This window comes from Micromonospora sp. NPDC048947 (assembly GCF_040649495.1).
GTDB classification, from domain to species: Bacteria; Actinomycetota; Actinomycetes; order Mycobacteriales; family Micromonosporaceae; genus Micromonospora; species Micromonospora alfalfae.
Map to the genome: position 1 here is coordinate 109,694 of NZ_JBEZFO010000015.1, position 22,281 is coordinate 131,974.

The window sequence follows — 22,281 nt, forward strand, 5'->3', positions numbered from 1 at the left end:
GTCAGCCGGCTGACCCGCCGGCGAGCGGCGCGGGCAGCGGCGCAACGTGCAGCACCGCCAGCCGGGACACCGCCCGGGTGAGGACCACGTACAACCGGTGCAGCCCGCGCGGCTCGGCCGCGACGATCGCCGCCGGCTCGACCACCACCACATGGTCGTACTCAAGGCCCTTCACCAGCGTCGCCGGCACCACTGTGACCCGCTCCGCGGCCGCCACGTCGTCGGCGGTCGCGGTTTCCACACCGGCCGCGGCCAACGCCGCGCGCAGCCCGTCGACCGCGTCGTCAGCGGCGATCACACCGACCGAGCCGTCGTGCGCGAGCGCCGCGCGCACCTCGGCCACCGTCGCCGCGGTCAGGTCGGTCACCGCACGCACGTCCAGGCCGCCGTCATGGCGCAGCGACTCGGCCGGCGGTACGTCCACCGCGAGCGCCGGGAGCAGCAGGTTCGCGAACGCGACGACTGCGGCGGGCACCCGGAAACCGATCGTCAACGGCACCACCACCGCGTCCGGCTTGCCCAGGTGGGCGAGGGATTCCCTCCAGTCCGTCGCCGCCCACGGCGCGGTGCCCTGGGCCAGGTCACCGAGGAGCGTGACCGAGCCGTGCTCGCTGCGCCGGGCGATGGCCCGACACTGCATCGGGGAGAGGTCCTGCGCCTCGTCCACTACCACGTGCCCGAACCCGGAGAGCCGTTCCAACAGCCCGGTCGCCTCGTCGATCAACACCGCGTCGGCGGCGGTCCACCGGGTCGCCTTCGGCGTACGGGGCGGCTTCGCCCAGATCAACTGCGCCTGCTCGGCGTCGCTGAGCAGCCCGTCCGCCGCTGCGGCGAGCCGGTCCGGATCGGAGAACAGGCTGTGCACCAGCCCTTCCGGGGTGAGCGCCGGCCAGACCGCGTCCAAGAAGTCGAGCACCGGCCGGCAGCGGCTCATCCGGCGCAGCCAGGCATCGCTGGGCGACTCCGCACGCCGCGCCTCGGCCTGCCGTTGCAGCAGACTCACCACCCGCGCCTGGACACGTTCCCGACCCGTGCCGTACGGCAGCCCCTCCCGGCGGGTCTCCTCGACGATTCGGTGCAACGGCTCCACCCCGATCCGCCAGCGGAACGAACCGTCCGACACGGTGATCGACTCGGTAGGGGTGCCGATCTGCGCCTGCACCGCGCGCCGCAGCACGTCGGCCATCCGTACGTCGTGTTTGAGCGCGGCCACCGCCGGCGCCTCGACCGCCCGGACCGACACCCGGGTGATCAACTCTTCCACAGTGGCCTGTTCGACCTCGACCTCACCGAGCGCCGGCAGTACCGCCGCGATGTACGACAGGAACGCCCGGTTCGGCCCGACGATCAGCACGCCCGCCCGCCGCAACCGCTCCCGATGCAGGTAGAGCAGGTACGCCGCCCGGTGCAGACCCACCGCGGTCTTCCCCGTACCCGGTGCGCCCTGCACACAGATCGAGTCGGCGAGGTCAGCCCGGACCAACTCGTCCTGCTCCGGCTGAATCGTCGCGACGATGTCCCGCATCGGCCCGACGCGCGGACGCTCGATCTCGGCGGTGAGGATCCGACTGGTCGTACCGAGCTCCTCGCCCCGATCCAGCCGCTCATCCTCGAAGCTGGTCAGCACACCATTGCTGAACCCGAACCGCCGCCGAACCGCCACCCCCTGCGGATCCCGCACACTGGCCCGGTAGAACGAGCGGGAGACCGGTGCCCGCCAGTCCAGCACCAACGGCTCGCCACGCTCATCAGTGACATGCCGCCGCCCCACGTGATACCGCCGACCGTGATGATCGCCGCTGGTGTCGGGCGCGGACGGGTCGCTGGCGGGCCCGCCCGCAGTGGTCCCGTCGCCCCTGGTCCTGCTGTCGGTGGTCCTGCCCTCGACGGTGTTGTTGTCAGTGGCGCCGCTGCTGGTGGTGCTGTGGTCAGTGGTGCTGTCGTGGGTGGTCCCGTTGTCGGTGGTGCTGTTGTTCGGGGCGCCGCCGAAGTCGAGGCGGCCGAAGAAGAGCGGAGTGGTCGGGTCGTCGGCCAGCTCGGCGACCCGGCGGGCCAGGGTGCGGCCGAGCGTCTCGGCCGCGTACGCGTCGCCGGCCACCTGGTCACCGGTGGCGAAAAGCGACTCGGCCCGCTCCCGCATCCGAGCCAGCGCCGCCCGCGAGGTGGTGAGGTGTGCGCGTTCGGCGGCCAGGTCCGCGTCGAGGTCGGTTTCGGTGCTGAGCTGGGTGTCGAGGTCAAGTGCGGGCATGCTGACGTCCCATCGTTCACATCTGCTGCGCGCTCGCGTGTCCGGGGGCGGATGGCCGGCCGCCCGGCGCGAAGACGTCCGTTCCGGTGCAGCTCACCTCGGCCGTCAAGCGGGCTGCAACCCTACGCCCCCCAACCCGACGTATCCAGCGAATTACCGACGCGACCACCTGTCCGAGACGGCGTGTTGCCTGGCCGGCTTTCGCCGGGCGATCACGCCCCGCCATGCCCCGCCACGCGCCGTGCCGTGCCGTGAGGGCTGCGTCTCCGGTTGATCGACTCGGCTTTCAGGAAGTCGCGGTGTCTGGGTTGGTGAGACGCCGCGGTTTCCAGGAAGTCGAGTCGATCACCGGGAGCTGCCCGCTCGCCGTGCCCCGCTTGCCCGTCCGCCCAGGCCGTCCGCCGAGGCCGTCCGCTAAGGCCGCCCGCTAAGGCCGTCCGCCGAGGCCGTCCGCCAAGCCCGCGCTGGCCGCGCGGTCGGGCCGCGCCGCGGGGGTGATGGCAGGTTGGGGTGGGCTGGCGGGATCATGGGCATATGACCGAGGCCCGCTCCGAATCGCGCCGGATGACGATCAGCGACCCCCAGGTGATGCGGGCGATGGCCCATCCGGCCCGGATAGCGATCATGGAGTACCTGAACAGCCGCGAGAGTGGTGGGACTGCCACCGAGTGTGCCGAGATCGTCGGGCTGTCGCCGAGCGCAACCAGTTACCACCTGCGGGCGCTGGCGAAGTTCGGTCTGGTTGAGCAGGCGCCGAGTCGGGGGGACGCGCGCGAGCGGTTGTGGCGTGTGCCGAGTGTGAGTGTGCTGGTCGAGGCGGGTCGTGATGCCGGGCCTGAGGCGCGTGCGGCCGAGCAGGCGCTGGTGGAGGCGCATGCGGTCCGGGCCATGGAGCGGACCCGGGACTGGTTGCGCCGCGCCGGGGACGAGCCGGCCGAGTGGTACGACACGGCCCTGTTCAGCGACACGCTGCTGCTCCTCACCGCCGAGGAGTTGGTCGAGTTGAACGAGGCGGTGCTGGCGCTGCTCCGGCCGTATCACCCGCGGCGACGGCAGGGTGAACCGCCGGAGGGGGCGCGCACTGTCGCTGTGCAGTACCGGACGGTGCCGCTGGCATAGCCAGGCTTGCATGAAGTAGTTGTGAAGGATTATTTTCGAAGTATGTCTTTCACAACTGACGAGTCGCGCTGGTCCGACGTCTGGCTCGCCGCCGCCGCTCGAGGCATCACGATCTGCGGCGACTTCCTCGCCGCGACCGCCCTGGCGCTGGCGCTACAGGGTGCCGGCGCCGGCGGGCTGGCCGTGTCGGGGCTGCTGCTGGCCGCCACCCTGCCCCTTGTGGTCCTCGCCCCACTCGCGGGCAGACTCGCCGACCGGACTGACAGCCGTACCCTGCTGGTGACCATCGGGTTCGGGCAGGCCGCAATCTGCGCGCTGCTCGCCGTCGTCGAGCAACCGGTGCTGGTGGTGGGCCTCGTCGCCCTGCTGGCCTGCGGGCTCGCGGTCACCCAACCCTGTCTCGCCGCGCTGCTGCCGGCGATGGTCCGTCCGGCCGACCTGCCGCGGGCCAGCGCGATCAGCCAGACCGCTGTCTCGCTCGGTGCGCTCGGAGGCCCGGTGCTGGCCGGCCTGCTGGTGGGACAGTTCGGCACGCGCGTACCGCTGCTCCTCGATGCCGCGACCTACCTGGCGCTCGTGGTCGCGGGCCTGCTGCTGCGGACCCGACGCGGCGGCCGGTCCCCCGCCGCCGTGAGCAGCGAGGCCGCCGCCAGCCCGACCACGGCGGTGAGCGGCCCGGCCGTTTCGGGCGGCGTGGCAACCCCTGGGGGTACGGAGATCGGCTGGCGACTGCGCCGCGATCCGCTGATGCTCGTCATGGTGGTGAGTACCGCTGTGGTGATCGCGGCGATCGGCGGCATCAACGTGATCGAGGTCTTCTTCATCAGGGAGACGTTGGAGGGTTCGGCGACCACGTACGGCCTGGTGAGTGCCGCGTGGATGGCCGGCATGCTGCCGGGAACCTGGCTCGCCGTACGACTTGCCAGGCGGCTTGACGACGACGGCGCGTTGGTACGGGGAGTGCTTGCCACTCTGGCCGTGTGCAGCCTGATGGTGTTGCTGGCGTCGATGGTGCCGGCGGCGGGTGTGCTGGTGCCGCTCTGGTTGGTGGGTGGTGCCGCCAACGGTGGCGAGAACGTCTTCGCCAACCTGCTCACCGCTCGGCGGGTACCGGAGGCGATGCGCGCCCGGGCGTACGCCAGCTACGGCGCGGCGGTGCAGGGCGGCTCGATGGCGGGCTTTCTGATCGGCGGGGCGTTGCTCGCTGTCGTTCCGCCTCGGCCGCTGATCGCCGGTGTCGGTGTGGTCGGGCTGCTGGTGGTGCTGGTCTTCGTGCCATTCGTGACCGGGGCGGCACGACGGTCGTCAAGTGCGGGCTTGGCCACTCCGGGCCGACCCGCCGAGCCGGAGCCAGCCGCCGGGGATACGGTCGGGCCATGGCTGAGCGCATCGCACGCCCGCGGGTCGGGCACATCCAGTTCCTGAACTGCCTGCCGATCTACTGGGGTCTGATGCGCTCCGGTGCACTGCTCGACGTCGACCTGCACAAGGACTCGCCGGACCGGTTGAGCGCGGCGCTGGTCGCCGGCGACCTCGACATCGGCCCGATCACGCTGTTGGAGTATCTGAAGCACGCCGACGAGCTGCTGCTCCTGCCGGACCTGGCGGTGGGCAGCGACGGGCCGGTGCTCTCCGTCAACATGGTCTCCACCCGGCCGCTCGGCGAGCTGGACGGCGCGCGGGTGGCGCTCGGCTCCACCTCGCGGACCGGGGTCATGCTGGCTCAGCTGCTGCTCGCCGAGCAGTACAACGTGCGGCCCGAGTACTTCCGCTGCCCGCCGGATCTGACCCAGATGCTGTTGGAGGCCGACGCCGCCGTGCTGATCGGGGACGTGGCGCTGCGGGCGTACTACGAGGCGCCGCGGAAGGGCCTCACTGTCACCGACCTCGGGCAGGCGTGGCGGGAGTGGACGGGGCTGCCGATGGTCTTCGCCGTCTGGGCGGTCCGCCGCGACTTCGCCGCCGCCCATCCGGGCCTGGTGAAGGAGGTGCACGAGGCCTTCCTGCGCTCCCGGGATCTCTGCCTGGCCGAGTTGGACCAGGTCGCCGAGGCGGCTGCCCGCTGGGAGACCTTCGACGCGGAGACGCTTGCCACGTACTTCCGAACCCTCGACTTCTCCCTCGGCGACCGGCAGGTCGCCGGGCTGCGCGAGTGGGCTCGGCGGGCCGCCGCCATCGGCGAGGCCCCGGCGCTGCCGGAGGGCGGCCCGGAGTTCTTCGCCGGCTGACCGCTGCCAAGCGGGCCCGGCGAAGCGCCGAGCCGCCAGATCTCGGTTCGGAGCCCCCGGGTCGGTGCGGCCGGCGTCAGCCTGAGCGACTCAGGTGCCGGGGCGGAGCAGCGCCTCGGTGATCTTCTCGCAGTTCTTCATGCCGTAGTCGTAGCCCATGTTGATCGGGTACTTGACCATCACGCCCATCGTCCAGGTGTCGCCGATGGCCAGGCAGTTGATGTGCATCTCCTGCTCCCTGGTCCGGTCGATCCACCCGTTCTTGATGGCGATCTTCTTCTGCTCGGCGGCCGGGAAGGCCTTGCGGATACCGAAGTCACCGGCACCGCGAACCAGTTTCATCTCGTTGAGCAGCCACTTGGTCCACTTCGGCCCGGCGGCGGTGCCGGTGACGATGCAGTTGCCCATCCGGGCGGTGTCCCGGGGGGAGAGCGCCGTCCGGCTCCAGCCGCGGTCGGGGGCGACACTGCTGTCGGTCAGTTTGCACATGGAGATGAGCCGCTTGATCGAGGCGTCCCGGTCGACCTGGTTGTAGAACTGTTCGGCCCGGGTGTTGTCGCTGTCCCGGATGATCCGCGTCGCGTCGGCGAGCTTCGCGTCGCTCGGCGTCTGGCCGGCATCGGCGGCGCGACGCAGGTAGTCGGCAACGATCCAGGCCTTGATCATCGAGGCGGTCGTGCTGGTCTCGCCCATGTTCTTCGAACCGATGATCTTTCCGGTTCGGCGGTCGAGGACGCTCCAGGAGTACCAGCCCTCGATGTCCAGATCGAGGTTCTTGGCCACGAAGGGCAGCGGCTCCAGCGACGGGCTGGGGCTCGGTGACGGCGAGGACGGCTGGCGGGCGCTGCGGTCGGTGCCGGCGCCGGTGGGGCGGTCGCTGGTGCCGGAGCCGGCGTCACCCCACTTGGCCGCTGCGGACGACTCGAACGGCGACCCGGGTAGTAGCCGCAACGACACCAGGACCAGCCCGACGAGGATGACCGCGACGGCGATCAGCCGAATCGGGGAGGTCTCGCCGCCGCGATCGACCCGACGGTTGCCGGCCATCAGAGCTTCCCGACCGGCTGCTGCGGCACCTTGAGCGCGGCGCCCGGCTGCGGGGTGACCAGCTGGGTGGCCACACTGGCGCAGACCTTCGCGCCGTAGTCCAGACCGGTTCTGATCGGGTAGCGCAGCATCACCGCGAGGCTCCACTTGCTGGTGACGGCGAGGCAGTTGACGTGCCAGTTGCCGTCGCCATAGATCGGGGTCCAGCCGTTCTTGATGCTGACCGGGCCCTGGGCGGTGATCGACTTCGGTAGACCGTCGATGATCCCCCAGCGGCCACCACCGTACGAGGCCTTCTGGTCCTTGGCCGCGGTGGTGCCCTTGACCTTGCTCATCTGGTCAAGCACCCACTTGGTCCACTTCGGGCCGGCAGCCTTACCGTCGGCGATGCAGTCGCCGACCCGGACCGCGTCCCGGGGAGACATGCGGGTATAGCTCCAGAAGCCGGTGTACGGCTGCGTGTTGCCGCGCTTGGTGTCGGTCAGCCCGCAGATCTTGATCGCCCGTTGGATCACCGCGTCCGGAACGCTGCTCGACGAGGGCTTGTAGGAGCCACCCGCGGCAGCGTGGACCTTGTTGGCGGCTTTGTCGTTGCTGTCGACGATGGCGAGTCGAGCCGCCTCCTTCATCGCTGCGGGCGGTTCCCTGTCGCCGAGCTGTCGCAGGTAGTCGGAGACGATCCACGCCTTGATCATCGATTCGGTGGAGCTGGTCGCGGTCATGTTCGACGACCCGGAGATCTTGCCCGTCTTGCGATCCATCAGGGCCCATGAGAAGAACTCACCCTTGAAGCTCACCGACACCGGGCCGGCCGCCAGGGTGGGCGGCGGTGGTGGGGCGGGCGCGGGCGCGGCGACGGTCGACGTACCTCCGCCGCCGCCTCCGCCGCTGTCGTCACTGGCGAGTCGGGCGTACGCGGTGGGGACCAGTAGGACGCCGCCGAGCACGACTGCCGTGATGGCGAGCACCAGGGTCACGCGAGATCGCATGAGTGGGTGAACTCCAGGTGTCAGGGCCGGGGGGACCGGCTTGTCGTCGGGACGAATCGGATGCGATCGCCGGGGCCGGGGGAGGTGGCCTCAGTAGATATGTCGATGTCGGCAGCCCGATCGGTTGTCCGGCAGAAGTCTACGTCCGGACCGGCGGACCGCCAGGGTTCGACACTAGGCAACCTGCGATAAAGGCGGGATATGGGGCCGGTATGAGGTTTTTGCAGGGATTCACCTTTGTTTCGTGGCCTAGGTCACGACGAGATGACGGTGTCCAAGTAGCGCAAAGCGCTCATGCGCTCACAGATGGGATGCGCGGATTCCTGTTACACCCCCTGGTGCAACGCGGCGCAAGCTGTAACACTTAGCCTCATGTATGGCAACGACTTCTCCGCCCCGAACGGCGCCACCGACGAGGCATCCGGCGGCCTGCTGGGCGAGGTCGAGGCCGCCGAGGCCGAGCTGCGGGCAGCGGCCGCGCGCGGGCGGCGTGGCGGGCCCGCGCCGGACGAGGACCTGGCGGCGTACTTCGCCGAGGTCGTCGACGCCGAGCAGAAGATCGAGCCCCGCGACTGGATGCCCGACGCGTACCGGCGGACGCTGATCCGGCAGATCGCCCAGCACGCCCACTCCGAGATCATCGGCATGCAGCCGGAGGGCAACTGGATCAGTCGGGCGCCGTCGCTCAAGCGCAAGGCGATCCTGCTGGCCAAGGTGCAGGACGAGGCGGGTCACGGCCTCTACCTCTACGCCGCCGCCGAGACCCTCGGCATCAGCCGCGACGAGCTGGTCCAACTGCTGCTCGACGGCCGCCAGAAGTACAGCTCGATCTTCAACTACCCCACCCTCAGCTGGGCCGACGTTGGCGCCATCGGGTGGTTGGTGGACGGTGCGGCGATCGTCAACCAGGTGCCGCTCTGCCGCTGCTCGTACGGCCCGTACGCCCGCGCGATGATCCGGGTCTGCAAGGAGGAGTCGTTCCACCAGCGGCAGGGCTACGAGATCCTGCACACCCTGGCGCACGGCACCCCCGCCCAGCAGGCGATGGCCCAGGACTCCGTGGACCGTTGGTGGTACCCGTCGCTGGCCATGTTCGGCCCGCCGGACGGCGACTCCACGCACTCCGCCCAGTCGATGGCCTGGAAGATCAAGCGCTTCTCGAACGACGATCTGCGTCAACGCTTCGTCGACATGTGCGTCCAGCAGGCCGAGATCCTCGGGCTGCGCATCCCCGACGCCGACCTGCGCTGGAACGACGAGCGGCAGGCGTACGACTACACCCAGCCGGACTATGACGAGCTGATGCAGGTGATCTCCGGCGACGGGCCGTGCAACAGGGAGCGGATGGCCCACCGCCGGGCCGCGCACGCCGACGGCGCCTGGGTACGCGAGGCCGCCGCGGCATACGCCGCGAAGCGGGCGGGACAGAAGGAGACGGTGGCCGCGTGAGCGAGCGTAGCGAGCAAGCCCAGCAACCAGGCATGACGAGTCATTCGCCGTTGTGGGAGGTCTTCGTTCGGGCCCGGCGTGGGCTGTCGCACACGCACGTCGGCAGCCTGCACGCCCCCGACGCCGAGCTTGCCCTGCGCAACGCCCGCGACCTCTACACCCGCCGCCAAGAGGGTGTGTCGATCTGGGTGGTGCCGGCCGGCGCGATCACCGCGTCCAGCCCGGACGAGAAGGACGCCTTCTTCGACCCGGCCGCCGACAAGGTCTACCGCCATCCCACCTTCTACGAGGTGCCGGACGGGGTGGCCCACCTGTGAACGGGCCCTTCGACTTCACCCTCTCCCTCGCCGACGACGCGTTGATCGCGGCCCAGCGGCTGGCCGAGTGGACCACCCGCGCGCCGGAGATGGAAGAGGACATCGCGCTGGCCAACATCGCCCTCGACCAGCTCGGCGCGGCGCGCCTGCTGCTGTCGTACGCGGGCGAGCTGGAGGGCGCCGGCCGCGACGAGGACGCGCTGGCGTACCTGCGCGACGACCGCGAGTTCCGCAACGTGCTCCTGGTCGAGCTGCCCAACGACGACTTCGCGGTGACGATGGCGAAGCTGTTCTTCCTGGCGGCGTACCAACTGCCGCTGTACACGGCGCTGGCCGGCTGTGCGGACGAGCGGTTGGCCGCGATCGGCGCGAAGGCGCGCAAGGAGTCGGCGTACCACCTGGACCATGGCGCGCTGTGGGTGAAGCGGCTCGGTGACGGCACCGAGGAGTCGCATCGTCGGATGCAGGCGGCCGTCGACCAGGTGTGGCCGTACACCCACGAGTTGTTCGTCGCGGACCCGGCGGCGCCGGTCGACCCGGCCACCCTGCGGCCGGCGTTCGACGAGGTCGTCGGGCCGGTGCTGGCCGAGGCGACGCTCACCCAGCCGGGTGGTGCCTGGGCCCCCGCCGGTGGGCGGGCCGGTGTGCACACCGAGCACCTGGCCTACCTGCTCGCCGAGATGCAGGTGCTGCACCGAGCCCACCCCGGAGCGAAGTGGTGAGCGCGAGGAGCGCGAGCCCCACCATCGCGAACGCCACCGGCAGGGCGAGCGCACGGCAGGCCGCCGCGAGCGTCGTGGACCCGGAGATCCGGGTCATCACCATCGACGAGCTGGGCATCCTGCGCGCGGTCGACGAGGATCCGGCCAGTGGGCGGGTCACCGTCACCATCACCCCGACCTACACCGGCTGCCCGGCGATGGACGTGATCCGGGCCGACATCCGCCGCGCGCTCGCCGCTGCCGGCCACCCGGACGCGGAGGTCCGGACCGTCTACAGCCCACCGTGGAGCACCGACTGGATCTCCGAGGATGGGCGGGCCAAGCTCGCCGCCGCCGGGATCGCCCCGCCGGCCCCGGTGCGCACCACTGGCGTCGTGTCACTGACGCTCGCGGTCCGCTGCCCGCAGTGCGGCTCGCCGGAGACCGAGCAGGTCAGCCGGTTCGGCTCCACCGCCTGCAAGGCACTGTGGCGGTGCCGTTCCTGCTCCGAACCCTTCGACCACCTGAAGGCGCTGTGACTGTCACCATTACCCGCCCGGTTCGCCGCCGGCCGGTCTTCCACCCGTTGTCCGTAGCCGCCGTCGACCGGCTCACCGACGACTCCGTGGCGGTCACCTTCGCCGTACCCGAGGAACTGCGGGAAACCTTCGCGTTCCGCGCGGGCCAGCACCTCACAGTGCGGCGAGCCGCGGAGGACGGCGCCGACGTGCGCCGGTCGTACTCGATCTGCTCCACCCCCGACGACCTGGCCCGGCACGGCCGGTTGCGGATCGGGGTGCGGGAGATCCCCGGCGGCGCGTTCTCGGCGTTCGCCTGCGGGGCGCTGCGCGGCGGCGACACCGTCGAGGTGCTACCGCCGCTGGGCACCTTCACCACGGCGTTCGCGCCGGACCGGGTGCGGCACTACGGCGCTGTCGTCGCCGGCTCCGGCATCACGCCGGTGCTCGGGCTGGTAGCGACCGCCCTGGCCGTCGAACCGGCCAGCACCTTCACACTGGTGTACGGCAACCGCACGGCGAACACTGTGATGTTCGCCGAGGAGTTGGCCGACCTGAAGGACAGCTACCCCACCCGGTTGCACCTGGTGCACGTCCTCTCCCGGGAACAGGGCGAGTCGCCGCTGCTCTCCGGTCGGATCGACGCCGAGCGGCTGGGCCGGTTGCTGGGCACCATCGTGCCGGGCGACCTGATCGAGGAGTGGTTCCTCTGCGGCCCGTACGGCATGGTGGTCGACGTCCGGGACGTGCTCACCGCACGCGGGCTGCCCGAGTCGGCGGTGCACACCGAGTTGTTCCACGTCGACACGCCGCCGGAGCCGGTGCGCCGACCCGTCGACCAGGCGGGCGCCGGGGCCGAGGTGACCATCGTGCTGGACGGCCGGTCGTCGAGCTTCACGATGGGTCGCGAGGAACGGGTGCTGGACGCCGCGCTCAAGGTGCGGGGTGAGCTGCCGTACGCCTGCAAGGGTGGCGTCTGCTCGACCTGCAAGGCGAAGGTCGTCGACGGCGCTGTCACGATGGCCCGCAACTACGCGTTGGAGCCCGACGAACTGGCCGCCGGCTACGTGCTGACCTGCCAGTCCAGCCCGACCACCGACAAGCTCACCGTCGACTACGACGCATGACGACGCCGAACGACAGGGAGTTCGTCGAGCGGTTCGCCGAGGTCACCGGGGGACGGCGGCCGACCTACTACGTGCGGCGGCTGCCGAGACGGTGCGTTGCCCTGGATCACCCCGCCTTCCGAAAGGTCTGCCAGACCGCGCCCAGTGAGCCCAGCGTCAGTCGTTGGCGGACGGGACGGGAAGTCGCGCAGATCTTGGACAGTTTCCGTCAGCGCGGAACGGAAAGTGTCCAAGATCTGGCCGCCGGACAGCTCGCCGCGTCGGAGTGCCGCTTGGGGTGCGCGTCACGGGAGACAGAGCGGAATGCCAGCCCCTGATCGGGCGACGTAGGCTCGGGGTGTGACGGTGAGCCGGGAGATCGACGACATCCTGCAGCGTGGCGCTGACGGCGGGCGGATCACGCCCGAGGAGGCGCTGCTGCTCTACACCGAGGCGCCCTTCCACGCGTTGGGCGAGGCGGCGGACGCGGTGCGTCGGCGGCGCTACCCGGACAACGTCGTCACCTACCTGATCGACCGCAACATCAACTACACGAACGTCTGCGTGACGGCGTGCAAGTTCTGCGCGTTCTACCGGGCGCCCAAGCACACGGAAGGGTGGACCCACCCGACCGAGGAGATTCTGCGCCGCTGCGGCGAGGCGGTCGAGCTGGGCGCCACCCAGGTGATGCTCCAGGGCGGGCACCACCCGGACTACGGCGTGGAGTACTACGAGGAGCTGTTCTCCTCGGTCAAGCAGGCGTACCCGCAGTTGGTCATCCACTCGATCGGCCCCAGCGAGATCCTGCACATGGCCAAGGTCTCCGGGGTGAGCCTGGACGAGGCCATCGCCCGGATCAAGACCGCCGGGCTGGACTCGATCGCCGGCGCCGGCGCGGAGATGCTGCCCGAGCGGCCCCGCAAGGCGATCGCCCCGCTCAAGGAGTCGGGCGAGCGCTGGCTGGAGGTCATGGAGCTGGCCCACCGGCAGGGCATCGAGTCGACCGCCACCATGATGATGGGCACCGGCGAGACGCACGCCGAGCGGATCGAGCACCTGCGCATGATCCGTGACGTGCAGGACCGCACCCGCGGTTTCCGGTCCTTCATTCCGTGGACGTACCAGCCGGAGAACAACCACCTCAAGGGCCGCACCCAGGCGACCACCCTGGAATACCTGCGGCTGGTCGCGGTGGCCCGGCTCTTCTTCGAGACCGTGCCGCACCTGCAGGCGTCCTGGTTGACCACCGGCAAGGACGTAGGGCAGCTCGCGCTGCACATGGGCGTGGACGACCTCGGCTCGATCATGCTGGAGGAGAACGTCATCTCCTCCGCCGGTGCCCGGCACCGCTCCAACCTGCACGAGCTGATCGGCATGATCCGCTCGGCGGACCGGATCCCGGCGCAGCGCGACACCCTCTACAACCGGCTCGCCGTGCACCACACGCCGGCCGACGACCCGACCGATGAGCGGGTGGTCTCGCACTTCTCCTCGATCGCGCTGCTCGGCGGCGGCGCGGGTCGATCCCTGCCCCTGGTGGACGTCAGCTGACTGTCGGCACCCGGCCGTTCGGCTGATCGACGCTCATGCTCCCGCCGGATCACCCCGGCGGTACGGGTGGTCCCCGCCGCCGCAGCGTCAGCCTCTCCGGTGCGGGGCTGGTGGAGATGATCGTCGGCGGCTAGCGTCCCGGCTCATATCCGTCGCCACCGTCGACGGACGAGGCTGTCCTCCATCGGCCCGCTGCGGGTCGTTCATATAACGCACGGCAGTACGGGCGGGATGGGTGACCATCCCGCCCGTACTGTCTGCCCAGCTCGGACCGGACGGATGAAAACGGCTCCGCCTGCTGGCGTGGCAGATCGGCCTCCGATAACGTCCGCTCGTTCCGCAACCATTCTTTCTTCCCTACCCCCGGGGGACTGATGACAGCGTTCCACCGCTCGACGCTGGTACGCGCCAGTGTCGTGGCGCTGCTCGCGGCCGGCGGCATCGCCGCCGTGGCCGCTCCAGTGCTGGCGGCCGAGGAGGCCGACCTGGCCCTGGTGCCGCTCAGCTACAACCTGGCCAAGGGTGTGACGGAGGCCAAGAGCAAGCCGTTCAAGTTCTCGGTCGACAACACCCGGAGCAAGGAAGACGCCAAGGGTGTCAGTTACACAGTGGACACCGGCAAGCTGAAGACGAACAAGGTACGGGTCGTGGTGCCCGACGGTTGCCGGGTGAACGGCAAGAAGTTCACCTGCCGCCTCGGCGACCTGGCCGCCGGCACCAGCGAGGACTTCGGTATCCCGATCTTCTCCACCGGTGGCAAGGGCGACGCCGGCACTCTGGTGGTCACCATCCGCTCGGCCACCGAGGACCCGAACGAGGACGACAACAAGGTCGAGCACGACATCACCGTCACCGAGCCCGGATACGACCTCACCAGTTGGGTGCAGGACGTCAACGCGAACGTCGTGGTGAACGGCGTCAACGGCGACGACCCCGACCTTCGGCCGGTGCGGCCGGGCGAGACGGTGCCGGTCGACTGGGCGGTCTACAACGACGGCAGCCGCAAGGCCACCGGCCTCGCCTACGTGTTGACCCTCCCGGCGGGCGTCACCTTCGACACCCTGCCGGACACATGCACCACGCAGACCTTCGGCGTCGCTCAGGCGCTCTGCCAGGACGACGGCGCGGTGATCCGGCCCGGTGACTACTACACCGCGGACATCAAGGTGACAGTCGGCAAGGACGTCACCGAGCCCGTGCTGCGGGTCGGCGAGCTGGTGGCGCACGGCCTGGACGTGGCAGCCGGCAGGCCCGAGGAGCAGCCGCGGCGGGCCAACACCGCCCAGCGGAAGGCTTTCACCGAGATCGACGAGGGCGACAACCAGGCGATCTTCGACGTCTTCGTCGACCTGGCCGTCGACCCGACGCCGACGCCGACGCCCACTGTCACCCCGACCGAGTCACCGACGCCGACGCCGACTGTCACGCCGACGGAGTCACCGACGCCGACGCCGACTGTCACGCCGACGGAGTCACCGACGCCGACGCCGACTGTCACGCCGACGGAGTCGCCGACGCCGACGCCGACTGTCACTCCGACGGAGACGCCGACCCCGACGGAGACGCCGACGCCGACGCCGACTGTCACGCCGACCGAGTCGCCGACGCCGACTGTGACCCCGACCGAGACGCCGACGTTCACGCCGACCCCGACGCCGACTGTCACTCCGACCGAGACGCCCACCGTCACCCCGACCCCGACGGAGAAGCCCACGCCGACGCCGACCGCGACGGAGACGCCGACGGCCACGCCGACCGCGACGCCGACGGCCACGCCGACCGCGACGGGCACGCCGACGCCGATCCCCAGCGGTACGGCGACGCCGGGCACTACCGCCTCGCCGGGTGCCGGTGGTGGCTCCGCCGGTGGTGGCCCGGGCGGTGGCGGCCTGCCGGTGACCGGTGTGCAGGTCGGGCTGATCGGCGGCATCGGCGTGATCATCCTGCTGGTGGGTGGGGCGCTGCTGGTGCTCACCCGTCGCCGCAAGGTGGTCCTGGTCTCGCCGACCGACGAGACGTCGACCGACTGACACCGGTGCCCTGACCGGCGGCGCGCAGACGAGGCGCGCCAGCGACGGGTGCGATGGCGAAAGGCGTCCTGACCGAGTTGTCACTGACGCGGGCACGACGCGAGGGCGGGGTGGGCGACCACCCCGCCCTTTCGCGTACCGGGTGTGTGCCGCCCACCCAGCGAACGAGGGTTGGCGGGCGGCTGGCAGAGTGAGGGGGTGAGCCGTACCCCGCAGGGCCAGCGCGCCAGTCTGGACAAGCAGCCGCACGAGGTCGCCGCGATGTTCGACGGCGTGGCAGAGCGTTACGACCTGACCAACACGGTGATCTCGCTGGGACAGGATCGTTCCTGGCGGCGGGCGACCCGGGCGGCGCTCGGGCTGCGGCCGGGTGAGCGGGTCCTGGACGTGGGGGCGGGCACCGGCGTCTCGACGCGCGAGCTGGCCCAGTCCGGGGCGTACGCGGTCGGGGTCGACCTGTCGCTGGGCATGCTGCACACCGGCAAGCGGGCCCGGCCCGAGGTGCCGCTGCTGGCTGGGGACGCGCTGCGGCTGCCGTTCGCCGACGCCAGCTTCGACGCGGTGACCATCTCGTTTGCGCTGCGCAACGTCAACGACACCGACGCGGCGCTGCGTGAGTTGGCCCGGGTGACCCGGCCGGGCGGCCGGCTGGTGGTCTGCGAGTTCAGCACCCCGGTCAATCCGGTCTTCCGGACGGTCTACCTGTCGTACCTGATGCGGTCGCTGCCGGCGGTGGCCCGGACCGTGTCGAGCAACCCCGAGGCGTACGTGTACCTCGCCGAGTCGGTAAGGGCCTGGCCGGCGCAGTCCGCGCTGGCCGGCCGGGTGGCGGCGGCCGGGTGGGGGCGCGTGGCGTGGCGCAACCTGACCGGTGGCGTGGTGGCCCTGCACCGGGGGATCCGCGAGTAGCGGGATACCGCACCCGCCCGGTACGGACATTATTCAGGTTTCGTTAATATCGGACTTTAGTCCACTTTGCCCGTACGCTCGATCGCATGACCGGAGCAGACCCGGCGGACCCGGTGGCCGCCACCGACGACGACGCGGCCGAACTCATCTCCCAGTTGCGCGAGTTGGCCGGTGCCGACCCGGTGGAGGTCCGGCAGGTGGTCGCCGAGGTGTTGGCGGCTCTGGACCGGGCGGCGGGTGGGGCGCTCCGCGAGCATCTACCGGAGACAATTCGGGTCGATGCGGGCCTGGACGCCTCCAGCCCGGCGTGACAGCTGACCGCTGTGGACGGTGGTGAGCTGTCACATCGGCGAGTTAGGTACCCCTGATCCTGCGCTGGTATGACGCCGGTCATACACTCGTCCCGTCTGGCTTGTGAAGCATTTCACGAGCGTGCGGGAGGAGGCGCGAAATGACCGCGGTGGAACACGATGCCGACGTCATTGTCGTGGGCACCGGTCCCGGTGGGTCAGCGACCGCGTACCACCTGGCCCGGCACGGCGTACGGGTGCTGTTGTTGGAGAAGACCGAGTTCCCCCGGGAAAAGGTCTGCGGCGACGGGTTGACCCCGCGCGCGGTGCGTCAGCTCGTCCGGATGGGCGTGGACACCTCGCCCGAGGCTGGCTGGCTGCACAACCGCGGTCTGCGGGTCATCGGCGGCGGGGTGCGCCTCGAACTGGACTGGCCGGAGCTGGCCAGCTTCCCCAACTACGGTCTGGTGCGCACGCGCCTGGACTTCGACGACCTGCTCGCCCAGCGGGCGGTGGCCGCCGGCGCGAAACTGCGGACCAGCGTCAACGTGCTGGGCCCGGTGCTCGACGACGACGGCCGCGTCACCGGCGTCGAGGCGGAGGTCGGGCCGGGCAAGGAGCCCACCACCTTCCACGCCCCGCTGGTCGTCGCCGCGGACGGCGTCTCCGGCCGGTTCCCGCTCGCGCTCGGGCTGGCCAAGCGGGAGGACCGGCCGATCGGTGTGGCCGTCCGCCGCTACTACCGTTCGCCGGCCAAGCACGAGGACAACTACCTGGAGTCCTGGCTGGAGCTGCGCAGCAAGGACAGCGGTGACAACCTGCTGCCCGGGTACGGCTGGATCTTCGGCCTCGGTGACGGGCGGGTCAACGTCGGGCTCGGCGTGCTCAACTCGTCCTCGGCGTTCGGCAAGACCAACTACCGCCGGCTGCTCACCGACTGGCTCGCCAACACCCCGGAAGACTGGGGGATGACCGACGAGACCAACGCCGACGGCCCGATCCTCGGTGCCGCGTTGCCGATGGGCTTCAACCGGGTGCCCCATTACACCCGGGGCGTGCTGCTGGTCGGCGACTCGGGCGGCATGGTCAACCCGTTCAACGGTGAGGGCATCGCGTACGCGATGGAGTCCGGCGAACTGGCCGCGGAGGTCATGGTCCAGGCCCTCGCCCGCCCGGCCGGCCCGGAACGCGAGCGCGCGCTGCTGGCGTACCCGAACGAGCTGAAGGCGCGGCTCGGCGGCTACTACCGGCTGGGCGGCATCTTCGTGAAACTGATCGGCCGCCCCGAGATCATGCGGATCGCCACCAAACACGGCATGCCGCACCCGACGCTGATGCGTTTCGTGCTCAAGCTGTTGGCCAATCTGACCGACCCGCGCGGCGGGGACGCGATGGATCGGGTCATCAACGCGATGACGAAGGCCGCCCCGGCCGTCTAGGTAGGACGGCATCGGCGCTGGTCACGGCGCCGATGCCGACAAAGATCGACCCCCGCCGACTGCCACTGCGAGGGACGTGAATAGTGTGATTTTCGTCAAGCACCGAGGGCAGGGAAGGACGAGCAGGAGAAAACGATGTCGCTCTCGCCTTACGCACCGATCATCGGGCTGTTCGCCCTCGCCGCGGCGTTCTCGCTGTTTTCCGTTGGCGCCGCCCGCTTCGCCGGTCCCCGTCGCTACAACAAGGCCAAACTCGAGGCTTACGAGTGCGGCATCGAGCCCAGCCCGCAGCCGGTCGGCGGCGGGCGGTTCCCGATCAAGTTCTACCTGACGGCGATGCTCTTCATCGTCTTCGACATCGAGATCATCTTCCTCTACCCCTGGGCGGTCTCGTTCGACGCTCTGCCGATCTTCGGCTTCGTGGAGATGGTCCTGTTCATCGTCGCGGTCTTCGTTGCGTACGCCTACGTGTGGCGGCGCGGCGGCCTGGACTGGGACTGAGGAAGGAACGTCAGATGGGCATCGAGGAGAAGCTTCCCGCCGGCGTCCTGCTCACCTCGGTGGAGAAGCTGGTCAACTGGTCTCGGAAGTCGTCCGTGTGGGGCGCGACCTTCGGCCTGGCCTGCTGCGCCATCGAGATGATGGCCGCCGGTGGTCCGCACTACGACATGGGCCGCTGGGGCATGGAGGTCTTCCGGGCGTCCCCCCGGCAGGCCGATTTGATGATCGTGGCCGGCCGGGTGAGTCAGAAGATGGCACCGGTGCTGCGCCAGATCTACGACCAGATGGCCGAGCCGCGCTGGGTGCTCTCGATGGGCGTCTGCGCCAGCAGCGGCGGCATGTTCAACAACTACGCGATCGTGCAGGGCGTCGACCACGTGGTGCCTGTCGACATGTACCTGCCCGGCTGCCCGCCCCGGCCGGAGATGCTCATCGACGCGATCCTCAAGCTCCGCGAGAAGATCATGTATGAGCCGCTGGGCCCGAACGGCCGCAAGATGCTCGCGGCCCGCCAGGAGCGCGGCGACGTTCCGATCGTGCCCTACGGCTCGATGCCCTCCTCGTACCGCAGCGACAAGTCCCGGCGCGCCGAGTGGACCCGGGCGGTCCGTGAGGGCCGCGAGGAGCAGCTGCGCATCGAGAACTGGATGAACGCTCAGAACCACCTCCACCCGCAGGTAGGCCCGAAATGACGTCACCCACGGACAAGCCAAACGACGGCGGCGTACCGCTGCCGGTGGTGCCGGCCGGCGCCACCAGTGGTGCCCCCGCCGAGTTCCCGCCGGCCAGCCCGGCCGGTCGCGGAATGTTCGGCAACCAGGGCACCGGCGACGTGTCCGGCTACGGCGGCCTGGTCCGCCAGCGCCAGCCCATCGAGGAGGCGTCCCGGCCGTACGGGGGCTACTTCGACGAGGTCCGCGACGCGCTGGAGGAGGCGTACCCGGCCTTCAACGACGCGATCGAGAAGGTTGTCGTCGACCGGGGTGAGCTGACCCTGCACGTACGCCCGGAGCGGATCGCCGAGGTGTGCCAGGTGATGCGGGACGACCTGGCGCTGCGGTTCGAGTTGTGCTCCTCGGTGTCCGGTGCGGACTACCTGGGCGCCGACGAGCGCCGGTTGCACGTGGTCTACCTGCTCACCTCGATGACGTACCGGCGGCGGGTCCGGCTGGAGGCCGCGGTCTCCGTCGAGGCCCCGCACCTGCCCAGCGTGACCGCCATCTACCCGACGGCGGACTGGCAGGAGCGCGAGGCGTACGACATGTTCGGCATCGTCTTCGACGGCCACCCCAACCTGACCCGGATCCTCATGCCGGACGACTGGGAGGGCCACCCGCAGCGGAAGGACTACCCGCTCGGCGGCGTCCCCGTCGAGTACAAGGGCGCGGAGATCCAGCCGCCGAACGAGCGGAGGTCGTACCAGTGAGCGCGAGGAGTGCAGCGGAGCGGAGCCCCGCAGTCGCGATCGGAGGGCCGGCACTGTGACGACGTCGAACTACGCCAGCGAGCGCGAAACCGACGAGGGTCGGGTCTTCACCGTCACCGGTGGGGACTGGGACACGATCGTCTCGGGCACCGACCCGATCAACGACGAGCGGATCGTGGTCAACATGGGTCCGCAGCACCCGTCCACGCACGGGGTGCTGCGGCTGGTCCTGGAGCTGGAGGGCGAGACGGTCCGCGAGGCCCGCTCGGTCATCGGCTACCTGCACACCGGCATCGAGAAGAACCTCGAATACCGCAACTGGGTCCAGGGCTCGACGTTCGTGACCCGGATGGACTACCTCGCCCCGATCTTCAACGAGACGGCGTACGCCCTCGCTGTCGAGAAGCTGCTCGGCATCACCGACGACATTACCGAGCGGGCCACCACCATCCGCGTGCTGATGATGGAGCTCAACCGGATCTCGTCGCACCTGGTCTGGCTGGCCACCACCGGCATGGAGCTGGGCGCGATCTCGATCATGCTGTACGGCTTCCGCGAGCGGGAGTACATCCTCGACATCTTCGAGACCATCACCGGCCTGCGGATGAACCACGCGTACGTGCGGCCGGGCGGTGTGGCACAGGACGTGCCGGACGACGCGATCGTCAAGATCCGCGAGTTCCTGAAGATGATGCCGAAGAAGCTCAAGGAGTACGAGGACCTCCTCTCCGGCCAGCCGATCTGGACCGAGCGGACGAAGAACGTGGCGGTGCTTGACGTCACCGGTTGCGTGGCGCTCGGCATCACCGGCCCGGTGCTGCGCTCCGCCGGCCTCGCCTGGGACCTGCGCAAGACCATGCCGTACTGCGGCTACGAGACGTACGAGTTCGACGTGCCGACCCACCCCGACGGTGACGTGTGGGGTCGCTACCAGGTCCGGCTCGCCGAGATCCGGGAGTCGATGAAGCTGGTCGAGCAGGCACTGGACCGGCTTCGTCCGGGCCCGGTGATGGTCGCCGACCGCAAGATCGCCTGGCCGGCGCAGCTCGCCATCGGCGTGGACGGCATGGGCAACTCGCTGGAGCACGTCGCGAAGATTATGGGTCAGTCGATGGAGTCGCTGATCCACCACTTCAAGCTGGTGACCGAGGGCTTCCGGGTCCCGCCCGGCCAGGTGTACGTCGCCATCGAGGCGCCCCGCGGCGAGCTGGGCGTCCACGCGGTCTCCGACGGTGGCACCCGGCCCTACCGGGTGCACTACCGGGAGCCGAGCTTCGTCAACCTGCAGGCCCTCCCGGCGATGGCCGAGGGCGGTCTGATCGCCGACGTGATCGCCGGCGGCGCCTCGTTGGACCCGGTGATGGGTGGGTGTGACAGGTGAGCGCGAGGAGTGAGCTTGCGAGCCTCGCAGTCGCGAACGGAAGGCGGCTCTGATGACGACGACTTTCACTGACGAGACCCGGGAGCGGGCGCGCGACATCATCGCCCGTTACCCGGCGGACCGGTCCCGCTCGGCGTTGCTGCCGCTGCTGCACCTGGTCCAGGCCGAGGAGGGGTACGTCTCCCCGGCCGGGGTCGCGTTCTGCGCCGAGGTGCTGGGGCTGAACAAGGCCCAGGTCGGCGCGGTGGCCACCTTCTACACGATGTACAAGCGCAAGCCGACCGGTGACTTCCTGGTCAGCGTCTGCACCAACACGATGTGCAACGTGCTCGGTGGCCAGGAGGTCTACGACACCCTCGCCGAGCACCTGGGCGTCGGGCACGACGAGACCACGGCGGACGGCACGATCACGCTGGAGCACGCCGAGTGCCTGGCGGCCTGCGACTACGGCCCGGTGATGACCGTCAACTACGACTTCTTCGACGGTGTGGACGCCTCCACCGCTGTCGGTGTGGTCGACGAGTTGCGGGCCGGCGGTCGGCCGATGCCGACCCGGGGTGCCCGGCTCTGCACGCTCAAGGAGATGGCGGTGCAGCTCGCCGGTTTCGCCGACGAGCGCGACGGCGCGGTCGCCGACGGCGGGCCGGGTGAGCCCACCCTGCGCGGGCTGCGGTTGGCCCAGCAGCACGGCGTCTCGGTGCCGGGCTTCGACCCGAACACCCCGATCCGCAGCAAGGCCGAGGCCGACAAGGCCGCCGCCGAGGCGAAAGCGAAGGCGGAGGCCGCCAAGCCGGCGCCCGTCGAGGCCAGCGCGGCCCCGGTCAAGGGCAGCGACGGGGCGTCCGCCCCGACGGGGGCGGCCGCAGTCGCCGAGCCGGCGAAGCCGGCAGGGGCCACTGAGCCGGCGAAGCCGGCAGACGCCACCGGCGGCACCACGCGGGACGTCAAGGCACCGGACGACAAGTCGCCGCAGGTGCGTACCGCCGAGACCCGGCAGCCGGACGCGGGCACGGCAGCGCCGGACGCCAGTGG

19 protein-coding genes and 2 pseudogenes are annotated in these 22,281 nt (G+C 70.3%); 18 read left to right on the forward strand and 3 right to left on the reverse strand.

Annotated features, from left to right (window positions below):
- Position 1 precedes the first annotated feature (1 nt).
- Positions 2-2,248 (reverse strand): AAA family ATPase, encoded by a 2,247-nt coding sequence (locus tag AB0B98_RS21825; RefSeq protein WP_357364837.1) that lies wholly within the window; start codon positions 2,246-2,248, stop codon positions 2-4.
- 534 nt (positions 2,249-2,782) lie between these two features.
- Between AB0B98_RS21825 and AB0B98_RS21830 the strand changes: the two genes are divergently transcribed.
- The 3 genes from AB0B98_RS21830 to AB0B98_RS21840 are packed head-to-tail and all read left to right on the forward strand — an operon-like array spanning position 2,783 to position 5,595.
- The gene (locus AB0B98_RS21830) at positions 2,783-3,367 is read left to right on the forward strand and encodes a winged helix-turn-helix domain-containing protein (RefSeq protein ID WP_357364839.1); all 585 of its coding nucleotides are present in this window, start codon (positions 2,783-2,785) and stop codon (positions 3,365-3,367) included.
- Between the two features lie 42 nt (positions 3,368-3,409).
- Complete coding sequence (locus AB0B98_RS21835) at positions 3,410-4,792, forward strand: MFS transporter (RefSeq protein WP_357364841.1); 1,383 nt, start codon at positions 3,410-3,412, stop codon at positions 4,790-4,792.
- On the forward strand, positions 4,744-5,595 hold the full coding sequence (locus AB0B98_RS21840) for a menaquinone biosynthesis protein (RefSeq protein ID WP_357364843.1): 852 nt from the start codon (positions 4,744-4,746) through the stop codon (positions 5,593-5,595). The genes AB0B98_RS21835 and AB0B98_RS21840 overlap by 49 nt, the downstream gene beginning before the upstream one ends.
- A gap of 90 nt (positions 5,596-5,685) precedes the next feature.
- Here the strand turns inward: AB0B98_RS21840 and AB0B98_RS21845 are convergent, their stop codons facing one another.
- Positions 5,686-6,642: a hypothetical protein gene (locus AB0B98_RS21845; protein ID WP_357364845.1), complete on the reverse strand. Its 957-nt coding sequence runs from the start codon at positions 6,640-6,642 to the stop codon at positions 5,686-5,688.
- Positions 6,642-7,631, reverse strand: a complete 990-nt coding sequence (locus tag AB0B98_RS21850) for a hypothetical protein (protein WP_357364847.1) — start codon at positions 7,629-7,631, stop codon at positions 6,642-6,644. The genes AB0B98_RS21845 and AB0B98_RS21850 overlap by 1 nt, the downstream gene beginning before the upstream one ends.
- A 372-nt stretch (positions 7,632-8,003) precedes the next feature.
- On the opposite strand from AB0B98_RS21850, the gene paaA reads away from it, so the two are divergent.
- The 15 genes and pseudogenes from paaA to nuoE all read left to right on the forward strand — a co-directional run.
- Positions 8,004-9,080 carry a 1,2-phenylacetyl-CoA epoxidase subunit PaaA gene (gene paaA, locus AB0B98_RS21855; RefSeq protein WP_238668732.1) on the forward strand — a complete coding sequence of 359 codons (1,077 nt, stop codon included), beginning with the start codon at positions 8,004-8,006 and terminating at the stop codon, positions 9,078-9,080.
- A 32-nt stretch (positions 9,081-9,112) separates the two neighbouring features.
- Positions 9,113-9,397 carry a 1,2-phenylacetyl-CoA epoxidase subunit PaaB gene (paaB, locus tag AB0B98_RS21860; protein ID WP_238668904.1) on the forward strand — a complete coding sequence of 95 codons (285 nt, stop codon included), beginning with the start codon at positions 9,113-9,115 and terminating at the stop codon, positions 9,395-9,397.
- A complete protein-coding gene (gene paaC / locus AB0B98_RS21865) occupies positions 9,394-10,119 on the forward strand; it encodes a 1,2-phenylacetyl-CoA epoxidase subunit PaaC (protein WP_238668733.1) in 726 nt (241 codons plus the stop codon). The genes paaB and paaC overlap by 4 nt, the downstream gene beginning before the upstream one ends.
- A gap of 23 nt (positions 10,120-10,142) precedes the next feature.
- Complete coding sequence (gene paaD / locus AB0B98_RS21870) at positions 10,143-10,637, forward strand: 1,2-phenylacetyl-CoA epoxidase subunit PaaD (protein WP_357364920.1); 495 nt, start codon at positions 10,143-10,145, stop codon at positions 10,635-10,637.
- Positions 10,634-11,743, forward strand: a complete 1,110-nt coding sequence (gene paaE / locus AB0B98_RS21875; protein ID WP_238668735.1) for a 1,2-phenylacetyl-CoA epoxidase subunit PaaE — start codon at positions 10,634-10,636, stop codon at positions 11,741-11,743. Before paaD ends, paaE begins: the two co-directional genes overlap by 4 nt.
- Before the next feature lie 339 nt (positions 11,744-12,082).
- Positions 12,083-13,273 carry a cyclic dehypoxanthinyl futalosine synthase gene (gene mqnC, locus AB0B98_RS21880; RefSeq protein WP_357364849.1) on the forward strand — a complete coding sequence of 397 codons (1,191 nt, stop codon included), beginning with the start codon at positions 12,083-12,085 and terminating at the stop codon, positions 13,271-13,273.
- A 374-nt stretch (positions 13,274-13,647) separates the two neighbouring features.
- A pseudogene (locus AB0B98_RS21885) lies at positions 13,648-14,703 on the forward strand (cell wall anchor protein); the annotation flags it as partial.
- Between the two features lie 798 nt (positions 14,704-15,501).
- The gene (locus AB0B98_RS21890) at positions 15,502-16,212 is read left to right on the forward strand and encodes a demethylmenaquinone methyltransferase (protein WP_196920656.1); all 711 of its coding nucleotides are present in this window, start codon (positions 15,502-15,504) and stop codon (positions 16,210-16,212) included.
- An 86-nt stretch (positions 16,213-16,298) separates the two neighbouring features.
- A complete protein-coding gene (locus AB0B98_RS21895) occupies positions 16,299-16,523 on the forward strand; it encodes a hypothetical protein (RefSeq protein WP_091395588.1) in 225 nt (74 codons plus the stop codon).
- A 140-nt stretch (positions 16,524-16,663) separates the two neighbouring features.
- Positions 16,664-17,941 carry a geranylgeranyl reductase family protein gene (locus tag AB0B98_RS21900; protein WP_357364851.1) on the forward strand — a complete coding sequence of 426 codons (1,278 nt, stop codon included), beginning with the start codon at positions 16,664-16,666 and terminating at the stop codon, positions 17,939-17,941.
- A gap of 135 nt (positions 17,942-18,076) precedes the next feature.
- Positions 18,077-18,442 (forward strand): NADH-quinone oxidoreductase subunit A, encoded by a 366-nt coding sequence (locus AB0B98_RS21905; RefSeq protein WP_007454588.1) that lies wholly within the window; start codon positions 18,077-18,079, stop codon positions 18,440-18,442.
- Positions 18,443-18,456: 14 nt separating this feature from the next.
- Complete coding sequence (locus tag AB0B98_RS21910) at positions 18,457-19,134, forward strand: NADH-quinone oxidoreductase subunit B (protein ID WP_238668742.1); 678 nt, start codon at positions 18,457-18,459, stop codon at positions 19,132-19,134.
- Positions 19,131-19,868: an NADH-quinone oxidoreductase subunit C gene (locus AB0B98_RS21915; RefSeq protein ID WP_112620361.1), complete on the forward strand. Its 738-nt coding sequence runs from the start codon at positions 19,131-19,133 to the stop codon at positions 19,866-19,868. The genes AB0B98_RS21910 and AB0B98_RS21915 overlap by 4 nt, the downstream gene beginning before the upstream one ends.
- A gap of 55 nt (positions 19,869-19,923) precedes the next feature.
- Entirely contained in the window at positions 19,924-21,249 is a 1,326-nt protein-coding gene (locus AB0B98_RS21920) for an NADH-quinone oxidoreductase subunit D (RefSeq protein WP_238668744.1), read from the forward strand.
- Between the two features lie 52 nt (positions 21,250-21,301).
- Positions 21,302-22,066 (forward strand): annotated as a pseudogene (gene nuoE, locus AB0B98_RS21925) (NADH-quinone oxidoreductase subunit NuoE); the annotation flags it as partial.
- Positions 22,067-22,281: the final 215 nt, after the last annotated feature.